We start from the raw sequence: 18,428 nt of genomic DNA on the forward strand, positions 1-18,428 counted from the left end.
GGTAACGCCACTGTCGCAGATGCTCTAATGGATCGGCTGGTACACAATAGTCATCGAATAGAACTAGGAGGTGAGTCGATGAGAAAACTGGCGCAATCCGATCACTTAGAGTAAAAATAGGAAGAGAGAAAAACGGCAGGATCAAGTGATCGGAATAAACCGAAACGAGCGATCGCAATCACCGAAATACGCAGTAGGTGTACTTTTTCCACATGCCTACAACGAATGCGCCTAAAAATCCGAGCTGCGCGACACCCAGAGCCATCATCGCATTGTTCGAGATGTCGATGCCGTAAAAGCCAGACAGTACTTTTGTCGCGTGCTCAGGGACAAGGATCTTATCTAAGCCCCAGAACAAGAAGACGATAAAAATGCCGATTCTCAGCAGTAGTAGGCTAGTCGCCAGTTTGGTTTGAAGTGTCTTTTCCATGATATCCCTTATGATGCATTCAATGATGCGATGATTTAAATGTTCATCAAAGGAGACCCATAGCCTTCGCATTTTCTTTCGTTGTTTTTTAGTGCCTTATGTAACAAGGAATGTCTGATTAACCTTTGCTTATATAATATGTCATTTTTTTGATGTGGTATCATTCACGCAGTTAACTGTTAATGGATATATAACGTGAAAAAATACCTACTATTATCGCTTTCGGTTTTAATTTTGGCTGGTTGTGGAGCCCCTCGTTACACTGGGAGCGCGATTCCAGAACCTACGACTGAAGTTGATGTTGTTATCGTTAAAGACGCTGAAACACGTGAAGGGTTTTTAAATACTATGGAAACGTGGCTGCAAGATAACGATTATACCTACACCGTCGTACCTGATAAGTCGAAGCACGATCTTGATAAGCTGACATTGGAGTATGAAGGCCATTGGAGCTGGGACTTAGCGTTGTTCTTAAAGCAAGCGGAGATCAATGCTTATCAGAACGGACAAAGAGTAGGTGAAGTAGAATTTAAAGTCCCATACACGGCTAACCCAAACAAATTTGGTAATGCAGCTAAGCGTATTGGTTTTATGATGGATACGGTATTTGGTAAGAAAACTGCTGAAGAAGCAACGAAAGCAGCTAATTCATCAGATTCAAAAGCGACGAACTAGTCTAATTAGTTTACTAACTTATACCTTTGTTCGCTTTCTATTTTTCTTTAAGCTCTGCTCGAATAGACGAATAGACGAATAGACGAATAGACGAAGATGTGAAGCCGTCGCTTTAAAGCTGCGGCTTCGCATCTTTTCATATTAATTAAAACTCTTGTCTGAAGTAATTTTTGCTAAACCAGCAATCAACTTCCAAAGCGTGTAGATCGCGGCAACAAGAAGAACAACATAGCCAATAACAAAAACGGCTGTTAGAGCGCCAATGATAGTAAGCACAATCGAAACAAAGAATGTTTTGGTGATGTTGTCGTAGTGATCCGCAAAGACAGTCCCTTGAGCATCGGACTTTTTAACGATGCCCCAAATACCACCTGCAAGAAAACTAATACCAGTAAAGAAGCCTAATAGCATTAACGCATACGCGATGATGGCATGAGTTTTTGCATTTTTGTCCTTCTCTGAGAGCCCCGTATTAATTACTTCAGTATTTTCCATGTGATTGATTCCTAGGTTAATTTAATCACGCACATGATACGGTATTATCTTGTTGATGGTCACGAATTAGTTGCTTGTTGCATATGTTACATGCTGCGTTGTGATGTGTTTGGTATTGTGTAGAGTGTATGTCTCACTGGGTCTTTGTTGATAAAAAAGACATTAACGAAAAGGTTGATTGGAACAAAAATCACGCTGATAGCATGCTAGCGATTACGAGTAGTCATAAAACCAACCAAAACACGCGTCGATAATTTAAGTCACAAATATGGTAAAAGCCTGCCTGGGTGTAAGAGTGGGGAAACGTACCGTAAGCTAAAGTGACGCGTTGTACTAAGCATTATTCTGAACTGTATCTTCAGCGCTTATCCCATCGAACCTGTTTAAAGCTGCTCACATTTTGGTGTTGAAAAGGATGATTCCTCAACGTTATCGGACTCAAAATGCTGCTGCCTGAGTAAGCTGACAGTCAGGTTTATCGGCATCGGCTTATAAAAATAGAAGCCTTGGATATAGTCGACACCGAGCTTAGATAAGATTTTCACTTGGGATTCGTACTCAACACCTTCGACGATGACTTGCATCCCTAAGGAGCGTGATAGTTGAAGCATGGACTCTAGCAAAGGGAGACCAAAGCTGGATTCGTCGGATATGTTTTTCACAAACACGCGATCGATTTTGAGAATGCTGAACGGGAACTGTCTTACGAAATCTAACCCTGCGTAGCCTGTACCAAAATCATCAATCGCGACTCTGACGCCCCTGTTCGATAGCTTGGTTAGGTTGTCTCTAATTTTGACCATGTCGGCATCAGAACATTCACCATATTCGGTTACTTCAAAAACCACCTGCTTGAGGATCTCAGGGTGTCTTTTAAAGATGCTGATCACTTTGTTAGAGAAGTTACTGTTAGACACTACGTTGCGGCTGATGTTGACGCTGATGTACTTTGAGTCGAACACATCTTGATTGCTTTTGAACGTCATTAATACTTTGCGCAGCACGAAGTAGGTGAGCTCCTCAATTAAGCCTAAGCTTTCAGCAAGCGGAATGAAAATAGCCGGGGAGACGTTACCTTCAATTGGGTCGTTCCATCGTAATAGTGACTCACAGCCGACGATCTCATTGGTGTTTTGGTTAACGATAGGCTGCATGTGAACATGAAGGTGTTGGTTTTTTAGCGCACTTGAAAGCGAATATTCTAAGCTGCGTTGGCTCTGCTTTTTATGCTTGATGGAAAGGAGAATAATGGTGGTGATTCCGGCCATCAAAAAGCCAAACCATAAATAACTCAACATGAAGTGAAGATAAAACTGATACCCAATGTATGAGGTGATGGTCAATGGGTAGGTGTTTGATTGTATCCGCACCTTGGCGATTGATGAGTCAATATCGGTAGGGTGGATATCTCTTTTGATCACTTCAACTTTGGCCTGTATTCCATGGCTGCTCAGGTTTGTTTCAACAAGGTCATAGATGAAGTGTGGCGGAATCATCAGGCTCACTCCGGCATCTTCTTTGTTCGAGAAAATGAGCATGATGGACTGAACTTGCGTGATGGCCGAGTTGGAATACGACAGGGTCGTTAAATTCGGGTCGTCATTGAGCCGCTGCCTGATGGTGCTGTATAGGCGAAATGAAACGTCACCATCGGTGGTTGAACAGTAAAATCGGTTCTCTTTATTGAATACAGCTGCTTCTTTTACCCAATCGGCTTCAAAAACGTTTTGTCGAAGCTGTCTAACGATCGCGTCGCAAGACTGTTCAGGTCTAACTTCAGATAAAAAACGGTCGAACCTTGATTGGATCCTTTCTAACCTAGTTTCGACTAACCTTGATGTGTCTTCGGTTAATGTTTGGTAGTGATACGGTGTAAAAGGAATGAGCATTGCCATGGAAAAAAAGAAAGAGATGGCAAAGTAAAATGAAGTCTTGGCAATGTTTTGGTACTTGATATCCATAGTTGGAGAAGCGTTACCGATTTATGTGAGCATTCGATTTAATTTATAAAGTTAGCGTTTAGGTAGCAATATAAATAATTAATAGTGTGAATGCAGGCACGAATTATTGATATAAATAATATATTTTCTAGTTTTACCAGCAAAATCTGAGCGTTATCTCGTTTATTTGAGTTGGCGAGGCGTCATTTTTGATGATTCATGCGGATAACAAATGCTTATATCCTGATAAATTTTATTGTTATTTGCTCTGGCTGAATGAGCTGAATGAGCTGAATGAGCTAAATGAGCTGAATGAGCTAAATATTGAGCCACGTTTAAATAAATAGAGTCACGACTCGATTCGTTTTGGTGGTGACAGCATAAAGGATGATTATGAAAAAACTGATATCAGCACTCATAGCGGTGTGCTTCTCATTCTCTGCGTTGGCCGACGAAGGTGTTGTTGATTGCGAGAATGCGATGAATACCATCGAGATCAATCACTGTGCGGCAATTGAGTTGGAATCTGCACAAGCGGAACTGGATAAATACCTTGCAGCCAGCTTTGAGCACAATGCTTATGAAGCTCAGCTGGTCGCTTCAATTAAGAAGGCTCAGGAGAGCTGGCAGGCGTACATGACAGCACATTGTGACTCTGTTTACATCCAATGGCGTGATGGTTCTATTCGAGGGGTTATGGCGCTTTCCTGTAAGACAAGGTTAACCAAGCAGCGCACGCATGAGGTGTGGGCGAATTTCTTAACCTACATGGACAGCACGCCTCCGGTTTTACCAGAGCCTAAATTAGCGCCGTAGGCAGGTTTAAAATACGTACAGGACTGTGCACCTGCTTCAACCTTTGGCGGGCGAATAAGAAAGCGATAGGGGATTGCCTTACTCTTTCGTTCTTAGTTCTTAGTCTCTAGCTTGAAGCATTACAGCTTGAAGTATTACCTAGTAAGGAATCGATTTTGAATAATGTCAGTATCACGCTTATTCAGCTTGAAGTTGAATACAAAAACAAACAAAAGAATATAGATTCGGTCTCTGATCTTTTGCAAGCGGAGCCGTCAGTCGGTGATATTACTTTACTGCCTGAACTGTTCACGACTGGGTATATTTTTAACGAGGCTGAAGAAATTCACGAATTGGCTGAAGACTTCGCCGACAGCAGTACTATTGATTCATTAACTCAGCTTGCAGCGAAGCATCACACCTTGATTGTTGCTGGTATTGCCGAGAAAGATAGCGGCCAATATTACAACAGCGTCGTGGTTGTGGATGCTTCCGGTTTACGACACAAATATAGAAAAATCAGTCAAACCAAATTCGATAAGCAGTATTTCTCGAGAGGGGAGGAACGCCTCTCGTTTGAGCACAAAGGCTTAAAGTTTGGTGTCGCGATTTGCTTTGATATTTGGTTCCCGGAGATCATGAGAGGGTATCAGTCGGTCGACGTTATTCTTCACCCTGCCAACTTCGGTGGGCATCATAGTTTTGCCATTGCTCAAGCGAGAGCCTTGGAGGAAGGGTGTCACATGGTTACTTGTAATCGCGTCGGGCAAGATGTGGTTAATGCGTTTACCGCGACATACTGTGGTGGTAGCCGAGTCTACTCACCCAAAGGGGAGTTAATGACTCAGCTCAACGAAAGGCAATCGGTAGAAACCGTGAGTATTCAAGATCCCTCGATTGCGCCGCAATACAATGGCGTCGATGTGTTAGACGAAATACAGCAAATCGCATCTGTGTTGAATCGCTAAGAAGATAAGTGAAGTGCATTAGGAGCGAAAAGGGCAAGGTTTTTTAACCTTGCCCTTTGTTGTTTAGATCTCTAAGAAGGCGCTTTAAATGGCTTTTACGCTGCTTCGTTCAACAAGAGTAGGTTCAAGTTCAACGACTTGCGGATAAGCATCTGGAGTTTGTAATCTGCTCAAAAGCGTATCCACTGCTGCTTTACCTAAACGATGTTTTGGCTGGTGGACAGTGCTTAACGCGGGTGTCATGTACTTAGACAAGTGGATGTCATCGTAGCCAATGATAGATAGGTCATTCGGAATCGATGTGCCATCTTGCGCCGCAGCGTGAATCACGCCCATCGCCATCATATCGTTACTGACGAACAAGGCAGACGGCATTTCGCCACGAGTTTTCAATGTCTGATAAGAGTCAAAACCACCGTCACATTCAAAGTTGGATTCAACAATCCACTTAGGGTTGATCTCTAAATTGGCTTCTTCCATTGCTTGCTTGAAGCCTTGATAACGAGACGAAGCTTGATTACGGTGCAGTGGGCCAGTGATACAACCAATTTGAGAATGACCGTTATCTATCAAGTGCTTAGTTGCCATGTAGCCACCTTGGTGCGAGTTGTCTTGGATCTTATCGCTCGCAAACAACATAGGGCCCCAATCCATGACTACAACAGGCAGTTCTGGGTAGCGCTCGAATACATCGATATGTTCTCCTTCAAGGGTAGAACACATTAGCATCAGGCCATCGACACGCTTTTGCAGCAAGGTATCGATAGAGGATTTCATGCGTTCGCTATCGCCTTCGGTGTTACACAAGATAAGGTTGTAGCCTTTTTCGTAGCAACGACGTTCCACACCCTTTACCACTTCGCCAAAGAAGGGGTTGGTGGATGTGGTCACTAGCATTCCTAAGGTTTTGGTTTGCTTCATTTTCAAGCTGCGAGCCAATGCAGAAGGCGCATAGTTGAGTTCTTTAGCCGCACTGTTAACACGCTCAGCAATCTCTTCACTGACAAAGCGTGATTTGTTGATCACGTGGCTCACGGTAGAAGTCGAAACCTTTGCGAGCCGTGCGATGTCTTTCATTGTTGCCATAAAAAATCCTTGTGGGAATAACCTTCCACGTTGGGCGATATTCTGCCTGAAAACAGGGGCTTATGCTTGTTATTTGTTGTTACCGAATTTGAAGGCTAACATCCGTTAACCACGGTTAGCTCAGGAGTTAAGCCTTCAAATAGCTATCAAGCTAAGCAGACAGTCGCTCTGCCAAAAACGCATCAGTTTCAGCTCGGCTTGGAATAGACGTTTGAGCACCAAAGCGAGTTACTGAAATTGCCGCCGCAGCGTGAGCAAACTTAATTGCGCGTTCTAGTGGCATATCTTCAAGCAAGCCTGTCACCAACGCGCCGTTAAAGGTGTCACCTGCGGCAGTTGTGTCTGTTGCTTCAACACGGAAACCTGCGATTAATTCACCTTCGCTGGCTTCATTGCCTTGACCGCGATGACTCACCCACACGCCTTTCGCGCCTAGCGTGATCATTACCGTTTCGATGCCTTTCGCATGCAGAGCCAACGCAGCCTGGTGAGCTGATTCGTTGTCCGTCACGGTAATGCCGGTTAGCACTTCAGCTTCGGTTTCGTTGGGTGTAATCACGTCAACACAAGCAAGCAGTGAATCCGATAATGGACGAGCAGGAGCCGGGTTTAGAATGACTTGCGTGCCACTCTCTTTTGCTACTTTCGCAGCGTATTCAATGCCTTCAATTGGCGTTTCAAGCTGAGTCAGCAAGTATTTAGCGCCGCGAATCTTTTCTAGGTGCGGCTCGATTTGATCGCAAGTCAGCTTGTCATTGGCTTCTGCAGAAAGGCAAATGCTGTTTTCGCCGGTTGCTGATACTTGGATCATCGCGATGCCAGTAGGCGTGTTGTCTTCAACGATCACACCGTCGATGTTGATACCATCTTTAGCAAAATCTTGACGAATGTTGATGCCAAATGGGTCGTCACCAACACAGGCGATGAAGCCAATGTCTGCGTTTAATCTTGCTGCCGCTACGGCTTGGTTTGCGCCTTTGCCGCCAGGAATGACCTGATAGTTACCGCCAATCAAGGTTTCACCCGGACGAGGGAACGAAGGAACTTGCAGTACGTGGTCAGCGTTAACGCTACCTAAAACAATCAGTTGAGTCATGATACGAGCCTTATGATATATCGTATTTGAAAATGCATGGGTCTTTCTCATGGTGTTAAGTGCGCTCTCTTTTGTGAGCGGAATGAGAAACAGCGATGCACTGTCGGGGTTTGCTTTTGTTTGAGTCAGCGAGCCAATCAAAGCAGGGAGATAGGGAACTCCCTGCTTTATATCGCGTTACCTAGTAACGATTACTTAGCGATGATTTTTAGAGGTACTGGTACGTACTCGTCTACTGTTTCGCCTTTCAGTACTTTGTCTGCCATTTCGATACCTAGAGAACCGATTAGGTCAGGTTGTTGTGCAACTGTAGCGCCTAGTAGGCCGCGGTTAACAGCAGCGATGCCGTCGTCTGTGCCATCAAAGCCAACGATCATCACTTCTTTACCTGACGCTTGAACTGCGCGAAGTGCACCTAGTGCCATTTCATCGTTTTGAGCAAATACTGCTTGTACATCTGGGTTAGCAGCAAGCAAGTTTTCCATTACGTTCAGACCTTTAGTACGGTCGAAATCAGCAGGTTGGCTTGCAAGAAGCTCAAGGTCGCTGCCGTTTACTGCATTCATGAAGCCTTCACCACGTTCACGAGCTGCAGAAGTACCAGCAATACCTTCAAGTTGGATTACTTTCGCTTTTTCGCCCACTTTTTCCATGATGAAGTGACCTGCCATTTCACCACCGATTACGTTATCAGAAGCGATGTGGCTTACTACGTCACCACGGCTTGCACCGCGGTCTAGTGTTAGTACTGGGATGTTTGAACGGTTAGCCATGCGAATTGCGTTAGACACAGCGTCTGAATCCGTTGGGTTGATCAGGATTGCTTTAACACCACGAATGGTTAGATCTTCAATGTTCGACAGCTCTTTGCTTGGATCGTTTTGAGAATCAAGAACGATAAGCTTGTAGCCTAGCTCTTCCGCTTTCGCTTCTGCGCCATCTTTCATGGTTACGAAAAATGGGTTGTTCAATGTAGACAGAACGATTGCCATTGTATCTTGCGCCTGTGCAGACACAGATACCGTTGTAGAAAGAAGAGCAGCAGAAATAAGAGTCGCTAATTTTTTCATGGTGTAAGTCCTTTGTGTAGGGTGAGCTAGGAGGTAAGTCCTAGCTCGTAGTTACATTATTTATAGATTCTAATATTTTAAGGTAAAACAGGGTGTTACTTGTATTAACCTAGGATGTGAATAGGTTTTATTTGTTTTTGTTGTCGACCAATACCGCCAGAAGAATAACCACTGCTTTTGCAATCATCTGGTAGTATGAAGATACGTCTAATAGGTTTAGGGCGTTGTTTAGGAAACCGATAATCAGAGCACCAATCAATGTGCCCATGATGCGACCACGGCCGCCGGCTAAGCTTGTTCCGCCAAGAACTACGGCTGCAATGGCGTCTAATTCATAACCCATACCTGCGGTTGGTTGAGCTGAGGACAAACGAGATGCCACGATGATGCCTGCAACCGCTGCTAACAGACCACAGATTGCGTAAACACCGATTTTTACTTTGTCTACGTCGATGCCTGATAGGCGAGTTGCTGATTCGTTGCCACCCAGTGCGTAAACGTAGCGACCAAAGCGTGTGTGGTTAAGTAGGTACCATACTGCTGCGAATACCACGACCATGATCCATACTGGAACCGGTACACCCATTGCGTAGCCAGTACCGAACCAAGCGAATGCGTCTGCTGTGTCTGTGAAGCCTGTTGAAATAGGACGACCATCTGTGTAAACCATGGTTACGCCGCGAAGTAGTGTCATGGTGACAAGCGTTGCGATGAAGGCTTGAACCTTACCCTTAGCGATAATCACACCACTAATCGCACCTAATGCTGCACCTGCTACAAGAGCGGTTGGTACTGCGATCATCACAGGGATTTCCATGCCAATCATGCTGGCTGCGAACGCACCACAAAGCGCCAGTACAGAACCAACACTCAAGTCGATACCCGCGGTTAAGATAACCAGCGTCATACCTACAGCGATAATTGCGTTAACCGAGGTTTGGCGCAGAATGTTTAGGATGTTGTCGACAGTAAAGAAGTTCGGGTTTAAGAAAGAAACGACAACAATCAGGAAGAGCAAAGCAATCAATGACTTTTGATCAATCAGCCACTCTTTGCTGATTAACGGTTTTTTCTTTGGAGCTTCAGTTGTTTTGCTCATGGTTTTAGTACTCATGCTGCGTCCTCGTTGATCTTTTTACCGACCGCACACGCCAGTAATAATTCTTGGTTTGCTTCTTTAGCATCAAATTCACCGCTTACACGGCCTTCATGCATCACCATGATGCGGTCACTCATTCCTAACACTTCTGGCATTTCAGATGAGACTAAAATGATGCTCATGCCGTCGGCTTTAAATTTATTAATGAGTTGGTAAATCTCTTTCTTAGCACCGACATCGACACCGCGCGTTGGCTCGTCGAGAATCAGTACTTTTGGTTTGGTCATCAAGCCCTTAGCGATAGCCACTTTCTGTTGGTTACCACCAGAAAGGTTGCCAATAATCTGTTCGCGCGTCGGGGTTTTGATGTTGAATAGCTTTATGAAGTCATCTACTGCAATCACTTCGTCTTTATGTTGGATTTGACCGCTCTTTGTCAGTAGGTCAAGCGAACATAACGACATGTTTTCTTTAACAGAAAGCCCTAGAACTAAGCCATCGCCCTTACGGTCTTCAGAGATGTAAGCAATGCCATTGGCCAAGCCGTCTTTCGGGCTTACAGGGTTGATGGTTTTGTTTTCTAGGTTGATGACGCCGCGTTCACTTGGAAGGGCACCGTAAATCACTTTCATCAGTTCGGTACGACCTGCGCCCATTAGGCCAGATACACCCAGGATTTCACCGCGTTTTAGCGTAAAGCTAACATCGTGAACACCAGAACCCGTCAGGCCAATCACTTCAAGACAAGTTTCACCGTGGCTCTGGCCGATACGTGGATATTGTTCCTCTAGCTTACGACCAACCATCATTTCGATTAGGCCATCTTCGTCGGTGTCTTTTACTTCACACTGACCAATGAACTTACCGTCACGAAGCACTGTGATGTCATCACAAATCTCGAAGATCTCTTTCAAACGGTGAGAGATGTAAACAATGCCACAGCCTTCATCGCGCAGTTCGTTAATCACCTTAAACAGAGATTCAGTTTCGGTATCGGTTAGCGCATCGGTTGGTTCATCCATGATGATGACCTTAGATTCAAACGATAGGGCTTTCGCGATCTCTACCATTTGCTGCTCACCAAGGCTCAACTGGCCTAAAGGTGTTTTCGAGCTGTGTTTCACGTTAAGGCGTTTAAGTAGCTTGTCTGCTTCTTGGTACATCTCGTTCCACAAGATACGACCCATGGTGCCCGTGATTTCACGACCTAAGAAGATGTTCTCGGCGATGGTCAATTCAGGGATTAGATTCAGCTCTTGGTGAATGATGCTAATGCCTGCTTGTTGAGAATCACGTGGCCCTTTAAATGCAGCAGGTTTTCCTTGGTAGGCAATAGTGCCGCCGTCCAAGTGGTAGATGCCTGTCAGCACTTTCATAAGCGTTGATTTACCCGCACCGTTTTCACCCATTAACGCCATTACGCGTCCTGGATAAACGTTGAGGCTTGCCTTATCCAGTGCTTTCACACCAGGGAAGGCTTTCTCAATTGAGCTAAGTTCTAAAATGGCTTGAGTCATGTCGGTTCCTTTACTCGGGGCCAGTTGTATTTGATTGTTCTGTCTATGTATTGTTTTGGTTCAGTGATGTCACTGAGCTGTCGTTGCGTTTTGCTTGAGCTAAAAGGTTACGCCAGCTTGGAAAATAACATTTGCGTATGGTGTGCATTCACCAGTGCGAATTACCGCGCGGCTTTCATGCGTACGCTGTTTGAATTCTTCATGAGTGATGTAAGTAATAGAAAGCGATTTGCCACAACGCGCTTCTTCTGTCTTGATTAAATCAATCAGCGCAGCGTGGTGCTCTGGGCTTACTTTCGCAAACTCTTCTGCAATCACAACACCTTCGATTTGAGATTCATCCAGCATGGTTTTTACCGTTTGCTGAAAGCTTGGGACACCGTGAGTTAAAGCAAGATCAATACGAGTTACGTGGTCTGGAATTGGTAAGCCCGCGTCACAAATCGTGATTTCATCTGTGTGGCCAAGAGTCGCCACTAGGTAAGAGAGTTCAGAGTTTATTAGAGTACTTTTTTTCATATCACGACCTATCGAAAAATAACGCTTGATGGGTTGAGAACAACTCAAGAAAAGCCATCGAAACGTTTCGATAGTGATAATAGTGTCTGATTTATCATTTGCACGTTTGATTGTTTTAGAGTGTGATAATGATCATCGAAACGTTTCGATGGGGCGTTTTTTGGTGATCTTAGTCACCGCCATTGATTGCATAAATCCTTTTACGTGGGTTCAATCGATAGCGCATATCCGAACTTACTAATGGTAATGATCTGGACGTTGGATGCTCTTAATCGCGCGAACACATTGCGTAGGTTATAGACTACGTTTGCAAGAACATGTGGTGACGAGAGTTGTCCGTCCCAACACACATCAACAATATGCTCTCTTGAAATCGGTCTTCCCACATTTTCCAATAACAAGCAGAGCACTGCTAATAGGCGAGGGCGCAAAGTGATTTTGTTTCCTTGCTGGTTGGTAATCGTTCGAGCGTCGATATCAATGATTAAGCCGTTGAAGTCTATTGTGTGGTTCATCGTGTTTTCTGTTCGTCTTATTCTAAATTGTGGAGATTGAGCAAATTGGCCTGCTGTTGGAGCGGGTAATTATTTAAGTGTGCTAATGGTCGAAGTGGGCGGGTTAACTGACACGATCAAAGAACCTATTACTTTTAAAGCCGAAGACAATACTTACCGATTAATTGCTGGTTACAAATTTAACCGCATTGTTTCGGTTGAAGCTCAATACACAGATTTTGGTGATATAGCCCTGAAAACGAAATCTGGTAATAAGGTTTTCACTTGAACACCTCAAATCTTTTCGGTAACGGCGAACCTCGGTTACACGTTTGATAATGGCATTCGTCCATTTGGCACTATCGGTCTGTCGACTATTGATCTAGACATGAAGCTTGCTGATGGCTCTCGCCCGTCAGGAGATGGTTTTGATGATTCGGGAGATGGCATCCGTATGGGTGTTGGTGTTGAATACACGCCACCTACAATGTCTTCGTTGAGCTTTCGCTTAGCATACGAAGCCGATGCTTTTGATATCGAAGATTACGAAAACGGACACAAGACAGAAGATACTGTTGTTCTGGACTCTTTCTACTTAGGCGCAATGTACACATTCTAAGTTTCACACTTTGCTAAACGGTAAATCGGTTTCTAAATGGGGCGTCGGTTGGCTCAACCCGTTTAACTAAAGTGGAAGGCCGCAGTTTTTGACTGCGGCTTTTTTATGTTTAACTCTAGGCTTCACGAATATGAGCGGTGACAGACACGATGGCATGGTCGGTACTGAATTGGTCGTGTTCAAAACTAGGATTAATCAGGTGATGGTCTAACACTGTGTAGCTAGAGATCTCCATTAAGCTTGAAGAGTTCTGACAATCAAACTCGTTCGACATCAAAATGTAGTCCAGTACAGATCCAGAAGCGCCGTAGTAATGGGTTGGCTTTCGCTGTTCAAGCAAGTCTTCTTCATGCAGTTGATGGTAAAGATCCCAGCTGTCTTTCAAGCGAAAGTGGGATAGCCAATGCTTGCTGTTTTCGTCTCGGTTGATTGAGTAATTCAACAGCCCTTTAAACTCATCATTAAACAGTGGCTTATTAAAGTCACCCATCAACACAACAGGTTGCTCGGTTTGGTAGCGTTGGTTGGTGATGTATTGATGCAGCATCTGAGCTTCTAGACCGCGTTGGACACTTGATAGCCAAGAGCCAAGCTGTTCTTGGTGAAAACGAGTGAGCGTGTCACTTTGTGGTTTTGCACCTTGCTGAGTGTTGTCCGCATCGACAGATTCTGCTTTTGGCTCTGTCGGACGTTGTGATTTGAAGTGCACCACATAACAGTCGGTTGAACCTAAATGGGGTAACGTAATCGTCGCGTGAACAGGCGTTCTGTTGAATGAGAATTTGTCGTCAAGGTTGAATGCTTTCAGTAACTTCGAATCTGGCGTAACAGGCTGCACGTTTTCAATCGGGTAACGGGAAGCGATACCAACGACTGGTGAGGTGTATAGGTAATCATCTTCAATGTTGGCGCTATCGACCACTGCAAAGTATGGATAACCTAGCTCGTTCATCAATAGCTCTAAAGATTGCGGGCTAAATATCTCTTGGAAGCCAATCACATCGCAATCTAATGAGCGAATCGCTTCAGCCATCCAATGTTGCTTCTTCTGCCATTCTTCGAAGCTGTAGATGTTCTCAAAATCATAATAAGCATTCGGTGGCTCGAGATAGTTCAGAAGGTTGAACGTTGCGAATGTTATTTGGTTTGGTTTGTTCAAAGTGTCATTCCATTTAGACCTAGGCTGCAAGGATACTCCAGTAAAAGTATAGTTTGTTGATTATTTAGAGCCTAAATTTCACTTTAGAAGCCAACCAAAGGAATCTTAGCCGTTGAGGCTTGTGTCATTCAGGCTAGAGCAATCTTAGTGCTTCTGCCTTCCCCCGTGCTTTCCAACGCCACCAAGCTAATCAACTCAATCAAAGGAACCAAAGCAATCAAAGCTCACTGCATCCAATAACTTCGAGTGGTGACGAGTAATTTGTAAATAAACCGTCAGAGATAGAGTGCTGATGGTTTTATTAGTTATTACATGATGTTAGATTTGAACCTATACTTGATTTAACGGCATGCATTCAAAGCCGATAAATCAACTTGAATATAGAATTCATGACATTTGAAGGGAGAGTCAAATGGGAACAGTTTTTCGACGCAAAGCCTCGCAACGCACTCAGTTTTTCAGGTTTAATTTGAAGTCATGTGCAATCATGTTGCCGCTTATTGCTTTACAACCCTCCGTTACTTACGCTTCTGAAACCCAATCAACTCCTGCTGTCACCGTTATTGAAACCACACAACTGGTTGGTTTTGGTGAAGCAAAATATCCAGCCGATTTCACTCACTTCGATTACGTTAATCCTGATGCGCCAAAGCAGGGCAAAGTGACCTATGGCAGCATAGGTACGTACGATAGCTTTAATCGATTCGGTTCCCGCGGCGTTGCTGCAAGTTATACCGGAGAGATTTACGATACCTTGATGTTTTCTCCGAGTGACGAGATTGATGCGTACTATCCATTGATCGCTTCAAAGGTTCGCTACTCCAGTGATTTCACTTGGATGGAAATCGACATCAACCCAAATGCTAAATTCCAAGATGGCGAGCCTATCACTGCGCATGATGTTGCCTTTACTTTTGACAAATTCTCAACCGAGGGTGTGCCTCAGTATCGTGTGTATTACAAAGAGATTAAGTCAGTAAAAGCGGTCTCTGATTTGGTTGTTCGTATTGAAATGAACAGTCCAAACCGCGAAAAACTGTTTAGCTTCGCGCAAAGCACTCGTGTATTGCCGAAACATTTCTGGAAAGACAGAAAGCTGTCTGAGCCTCTAAGTGAGCCACCAGTCGGTAGTGGTCCTTATAAGATCATCAGCTACAAATCAGGCCAAAGTGTTACCTATGGTCTAGATGAAAACTACTGGGCAGCTGACCTACCGGTTAACGTTGGTCGTAATAACTTCAAGCAAGTGCAATACGATTACTACCGTGACGACACGGTAATGTTGGAAGCCTTTAAAGCTGGGGAGTTCGATCTTCGAACCGAGAATTCGGCTAAGTTCTGGGCTAACTCTTATACGGGCGCGAACTTCGATAAAGGCTACATCATTAAAGAAGAGATCAACCACGAGAAGCCTGAAACGACTCAAGGTTTCGTCTTCAACATTCAATCACCTGTGTTCTCGGATCCTAAAGTGCGTGAAGCGTTAACCTATGCGATGGACTTTGAGTGGATGAACAAGAACATGTTCTATGGTCAGTACAAACGTACTCGCAGCTACTTCCAAAACACAGACTATGAAGCGAAAGGCTTACCAAGCGAAGCGGAAGTCGAGTTGTTGTCTCAATACAAAGATCAGATTCCACCGCGAGTTTTCACCGAGGAATTCCAACCTCCCGTTACCGATGGCAGCGGCCGTATTCGTAGCCAAATGCGTACCGCTTTCAAATTGTTGAAAGAAGCGGGTTGGGTGCTGAAAGACAAAGTCATGACCAACGAAAAGACTGGCAAGCCGATGTCATTTGAGTTGTTGATTTACAGCCCAACCACGGAACGTATCGCAACGCCGGTTCAAAAGAACCTTAAGCGCATGGGTATTGAGATGAAGATCCGTACCATCGATACCACTCAATACATCAAGCGCTTGCGTGATCGTGATTTCGACATGGTTTCGTCGTCATTTTCCGCAAACCCTTATCCTAGCCCGAACTTAATGATCGTTTGGAACTCTAACTACATTGATTCTACTTACAATACTGCAGGTGTTATCGATCCAGTGGTTGACGCGTTAACAGAAGAAATTGCGCGTAACCAACAGCACCCTGAAAAGCTTCTTACACTAGGTCGTTCACTAGACCGAGTATTGCAGTGGAATTTCTACAACATCCCGCAATGGCACGTTGGCGAGTATCGCGTAGCAATGTGGGACAAGTTTGAGCGTCCAGATGTATTGCCTAAATACGATTTAGGTATCGATACATGGTGGATTTCAGAAGAGAAGGCGGCTTTGCTTCCTGAAAAACGTCGCTAGGAGTTAGTTAGCATGGCCGCGTATATATTTCGACGTTTATTGTTGGTGATCCCCACGCTGTGGGCGATCATCACCATCAACTTTTTCATCATCCAGATAGCGCCTGGAGGCCCGGTAGAGCAAGCTGTTGCTCAATTAGAAGGGCATAACTCTGGCATTATGGAGCGTTTTTCTGGTGGTGGACAAGAAGTTGATTTAAGTGAAAGTGATCAAGCGTCTGCCAGTGGCTATAAAGGCTCACGCGGGCTTGATCCTGAAGTGGTTGAAGAGATCAAAAAGCAGTTTGGGTTTGATAAACCGATTCACGTTCGCTACTTCGATATGTTGAAAAACTACGCGACCTTTAACTTTGGTGAAAGCCTGTTTAAGGGTGGTAACGTGATTGATTTAATCATCGAGCGTTTACCTGTCTCCATTTCCTTAGGGTTGTGGAGTACGTTAATCATCTATGTGATTTCGATACCCTTAGGCATTATGAAGGCGATACATCACGGCTCTCGCTTTGATATTTGGTCGAGCGCGGTGGTGATTGTCGGCTACGCGGTGCCGGGCTTCTTGTTTGCGATTATTCTGATTATCTTGTTTGCAAGCGGTAACTACTTCAGTTGGTTCCCATTGCGAGGGCTTGTGTCGAGTAACTTCGACCAGCTCAACTGGTATCAGCAAATTGGCGACTACTTCTGGCACTTGGCGTTGCCCATTTTCGCCATGGTTATCGGTGGATTCGCCACGCTCAGCATGCTGACCAAAAACTCCTTCCTTGATGAAATCAATAAGCAATATGTAGTGACTGCGAGAGCGAAAGGCTTGGACGAGAGCAGTATTCTTTATAAGCACGTTTTCCGTAACGCCATGCTGATCATTATTGCGGGTTTCCCAAGCGCATTTATTAGTATTTTCTTCACGGGTTCTATGTTGATTGAAGTGATGTTTTCACTCGAAGGAATTGGTCTGCTTGGCTTTGAATCAACCATTCAACGTGACTATCCCGTGGTGTTCAGCTCTCTCTATATCATGACCTTGCTTGGCTTGGTGCTGAGCATTATCTCCGACCTGACGTATACCTGGGTTGATCCTCGAATTGATTTTGAAGCGCGTTAATGGCGAACGAATAACAAGGTATTGATAATAAATGTTTAACAACCCTTTAGCTGAAGCTCGTTGGTTACGTTTTAAAGCAAACAAGCGTGGTTTTATCTCCCTTTGGATATTTACCATCTTGTTTGGCTTGAGCCTGTTCGCTGAGATCATTGCCAATGATAAACCACTCTTGGTTTCTTATGATAATCAGTGGTTTGTGCCTGTTATCAATGAATATGCCGAGACGGAGTTTGGTGGTGAGTTTGAAACCGAGGCCGACTACAAAGACCCGTATGTTATCGAGCTCATTGAAGACAACGGTTACATCGTGTGGCCAATCATTCCTTTTAGCTACGACACTATCAACTTTGATATCGTAGGCGCGGTACCATCGGAGCCTGATTCGGTGAACTGGTTAGGGACAGATGACAAAGGGCGAGATGTGTTGGCGAGAATTATTTATGGCTTCCGTATTTCCGTTCTATTTGGTTTTATTCTGACCATTGTATCGAGCGTGATTGGTGTCGTGGTTGGCGCAACACAAGGCTACTACGGTGGCTGGGTTGATCTATTCGGACAACGCTTCATTGAAGTCTGGTCTGGTATGCCGACCCTGTTCTTGCTGATTATTTTGTCGAGTTTTATTGAGCCGAATTTCTGGTGGTTGCTCGGGATTATGGTGCTGTTTAGTTGGATGAGTTTAGTCGGCATCGTGCGAGCGGAATTTTTACGCTGCCGAAACTTCGATTATGTGCGAGCCGCGCAAGCCATGGGTGTTGATGACAAACGTATTATGCTTCGTCACATGTTACCTAACGCGATGGTTGCATCGTTAACCATGATGCCGTTTATTCTTTCAGGCTCGGTGACCACACTGACTTCGTTAGACTTCTTGGGCTTTGGTCTTCCTGCGGGTTCGCCTTCGTTAGGTGAGCTTTTGGCGCAAGGTAAAGCTAACTTACAAGCGCCTTGGCTTGGCATTTCTGCCTTCGTCGTGCTTTCACTGATGCTTACGTTACTGGTCTTCGTTGGTGAAGCGGTGCGTGATGCTTTCGACCCGCATCAACAGAAGTAAGGA

17 protein-coding genes and 2 pseudogenes are annotated in these 18,428 nt (G+C 44.6%); 8 read left to right on the top strand and 11 right to left on the bottom strand.

Annotation, left to right across the window (positions count from 1 at the left end; all coding sequences use genetic code 11):
* Positions 1 to 114: ATP-binding protein (locus tag AB4583_RS14065; protein WP_065675938.1), on the top strand; the 114-nt coding region annotated here is incomplete at its 5' end.
* Positions 115 to 193: 79 nt separating this feature from the next.
* Here the strand turns inward: AB4583_RS14065 and AB4583_RS14070 are convergent.
* Positions 194 to 430: pseudogene (locus AB4583_RS14070) on the bottom strand (hypothetical protein); the annotation flags it as partial.
* A gap of 195 nt (positions 431 to 625) precedes the next feature.
* Between AB4583_RS14070 and AB4583_RS14075 the strand changes: the two are divergent.
* Positions 626 to 1,105 (top strand): Sbal_3080 family lipoprotein, encoded by a 480-nt coding sequence (locus AB4583_RS14075; protein ID WP_017068825.1) that lies wholly within the window; start codon positions 626 to 628, stop codon positions 1,103 to 1,105.
* A 141-nt stretch (positions 1,106 to 1,246) separates the two neighbouring features.
* Here the strand turns inward: AB4583_RS14075 and AB4583_RS14080 are convergent, their stop codons facing one another.
* On the bottom strand, positions 1,247 to 1,600 hold the full coding sequence (locus AB4583_RS14080; protein WP_017068500.1) for a membrane protein: 354 nt from the start codon (positions 1,598 to 1,600) through the stop codon (positions 1,247 to 1,249).
* 383 nt (positions 1,601 to 1,983) lie between these two features.
* Positions 1,984 to 3,561, bottom strand: coding sequence for an EAL domain-containing protein (locus AB4583_RS14085; RefSeq protein WP_372117853.1), 1,578 nt, complete (start codon positions 3,559 to 3,561; stop codon positions 1,984 to 1,986).
* A gap of 372 nt (positions 3,562 to 3,933) precedes the next feature.
* Here AB4583_RS14085 and AB4583_RS14090 point away from each other — a divergent pair, with 372 nt between their 5' ends.
* Together AB4583_RS14090 and AB4583_RS14095 are read left to right on the top strand one after the other, a co-directional pair.
* Complete coding sequence (locus tag AB4583_RS14090) at positions 3,934 to 4,356, top strand: lysozyme inhibitor LprI family protein (protein WP_372117857.1); 423 nt, start codon at positions 3,934 to 3,936, stop codon at positions 4,354 to 4,356.
* Between the two features lie 155 nt (positions 4,357 to 4,511).
* Positions 4,512 to 5,303 carry a carbon-nitrogen hydrolase family protein gene (locus AB4583_RS14095; RefSeq protein ID WP_372117860.1) on the top strand — a complete coding sequence of 264 codons (792 nt, stop codon included), beginning with the start codon at positions 4,512 to 4,514 and terminating at the stop codon, positions 5,301 to 5,303.
* A gap of 84 nt (positions 5,304 to 5,387) precedes the next feature.
* On the opposite strand, the gene AB4583_RS14100 is transcribed toward AB4583_RS14095, so the two are convergent.
* From AB4583_RS14100 to AB4583_RS14130, 7 genes are all read right to left on the bottom strand, one after another.
* The gene (locus AB4583_RS14100; RefSeq protein WP_017064748.1) at positions 5,388 to 6,389 is read right to left on the bottom strand and encodes a substrate-binding domain-containing protein; all 1,002 of its coding nucleotides are present in this window, start codon (positions 6,387 to 6,389) and stop codon (positions 5,388 to 5,390) included.
* A gap of 151 nt (positions 6,390 to 6,540) precedes the next feature.
* Positions 6,541 to 7,485: a ribokinase gene (gene rbsK / locus AB4583_RS14105; RefSeq protein ID WP_372117862.1), complete on the bottom strand. Its 945-nt coding sequence runs from the start codon at positions 7,483 to 7,485 to the stop codon at positions 6,541 to 6,543.
* A 191-nt stretch (positions 7,486 to 7,676) separates the two neighbouring features.
* The gene (gene rbsB, locus AB4583_RS14110) at positions 7,677 to 8,555 is read right to left on the bottom strand and encodes a ribose ABC transporter substrate-binding protein RbsB (RefSeq protein WP_017060856.1); all 879 of its coding nucleotides are present in this window, start codon (positions 8,553 to 8,555) and stop codon (positions 7,677 to 7,679) included.
* Positions 8,556 to 8,682: 127 nt separating this feature from the next.
* The gene (gene rbsC, locus AB4583_RS14115; RefSeq protein ID WP_017060855.1) at positions 8,683 to 9,669 is read right to left on the bottom strand and encodes a ribose ABC transporter permease; all 987 of its coding nucleotides are present in this window, start codon (positions 9,667 to 9,669) and stop codon (positions 8,683 to 8,685) included.
* Entirely contained in the window at positions 9,666 to 11,171 is a 1,506-nt protein-coding gene (gene rbsA / locus AB4583_RS14120; RefSeq protein ID WP_017068491.1) for a ribose ABC transporter ATP-binding protein RbsA, read from the bottom strand. Before rbsA ends, rbsC begins: the two co-directional genes overlap by 4 nt.
* A gap of 99 nt (positions 11,172 to 11,270) precedes the next feature.
* On the bottom strand, positions 11,271 to 11,690 hold the full coding sequence (rbsD, locus tag AB4583_RS14125) for a D-ribose pyranase (protein ID WP_017060853.1): 420 nt from the start codon (positions 11,688 to 11,690) through the stop codon (positions 11,271 to 11,273).
* Between the two features lie 200 nt (positions 11,691 to 11,890).
* Positions 11,891 to 12,205 (bottom strand): winged helix-turn-helix domain-containing protein, encoded by a 315-nt coding sequence (locus tag AB4583_RS14130; protein ID WP_017060852.1) that lies wholly within the window; start codon positions 12,203 to 12,205, stop codon positions 11,891 to 11,893.
* Between the two features lie 94 nt (positions 12,206 to 12,299).
* On the opposite strand from AB4583_RS14130, the pseudogene AB4583_RS14135 reads away from it, so the two are divergent.
* Positions 12,300 to 12,803, top strand: a pseudogene (locus AB4583_RS14135) (outer membrane beta-barrel protein); the annotation flags it as partial.
* A 115-nt stretch (positions 12,804 to 12,918) separates the two neighbouring features.
* Here the strand turns inward: AB4583_RS14135 and AB4583_RS14140 are convergent.
* Positions 12,919 to 13,962, bottom strand: coding sequence for an endonuclease/exonuclease/phosphatase family protein (locus AB4583_RS14140; RefSeq protein ID WP_017068489.1), 1,044 nt, complete (start codon positions 13,960 to 13,962; stop codon positions 12,919 to 12,921).
* A 412-nt stretch (positions 13,963 to 14,374) separates the two neighbouring features.
* Here AB4583_RS14140 and AB4583_RS14145 point away from each other — a divergent pair, with 412 nt between their 5' ends.
* From AB4583_RS14145 to AB4583_RS14155, 3 genes are read left to right on the top strand one after another with little or no spacing between them, the layout of a single operon-like run.
* Positions 14,375 to 16,270 carry an extracellular solute-binding protein gene (locus AB4583_RS14145; RefSeq protein WP_017068488.1) on the top strand — a complete coding sequence of 632 codons (1,896 nt, stop codon included), beginning with the start codon at positions 14,375 to 14,377 and terminating at the stop codon, positions 16,268 to 16,270.
* 12 nt (positions 16,271 to 16,282) lie between these two features.
* Positions 16,283 to 17,371, top strand: a complete 1,089-nt coding sequence (locus AB4583_RS14150) for a microcin C ABC transporter permease YejB (protein WP_004730359.1) — start codon at positions 16,283 to 16,285, stop codon at positions 17,369 to 17,371.
* Positions 17,372 to 17,402: 31 nt separating this feature from the next.
* Positions 17,403 to 18,425 carry an ABC transporter permease gene (locus AB4583_RS14155; protein ID WP_372117867.1) on the top strand — a complete coding sequence of 341 codons (1,023 nt, stop codon included), beginning with the start codon at positions 17,403 to 17,405 and terminating at the stop codon, positions 18,423 to 18,425.
* Positions 18,426 to 18,428: the final 3 nt, after the last annotated feature.

Source organism: Vibrio sp. 10N.222.49.C12, assembly GCF_041475025.1.
In the GTDB taxonomy this organism is placed as follows: domain Bacteria; phylum Pseudomonadota; class Gammaproteobacteria; order Enterobacterales; family Vibrionaceae; genus Vibrio; species Vibrio crassostreae_C.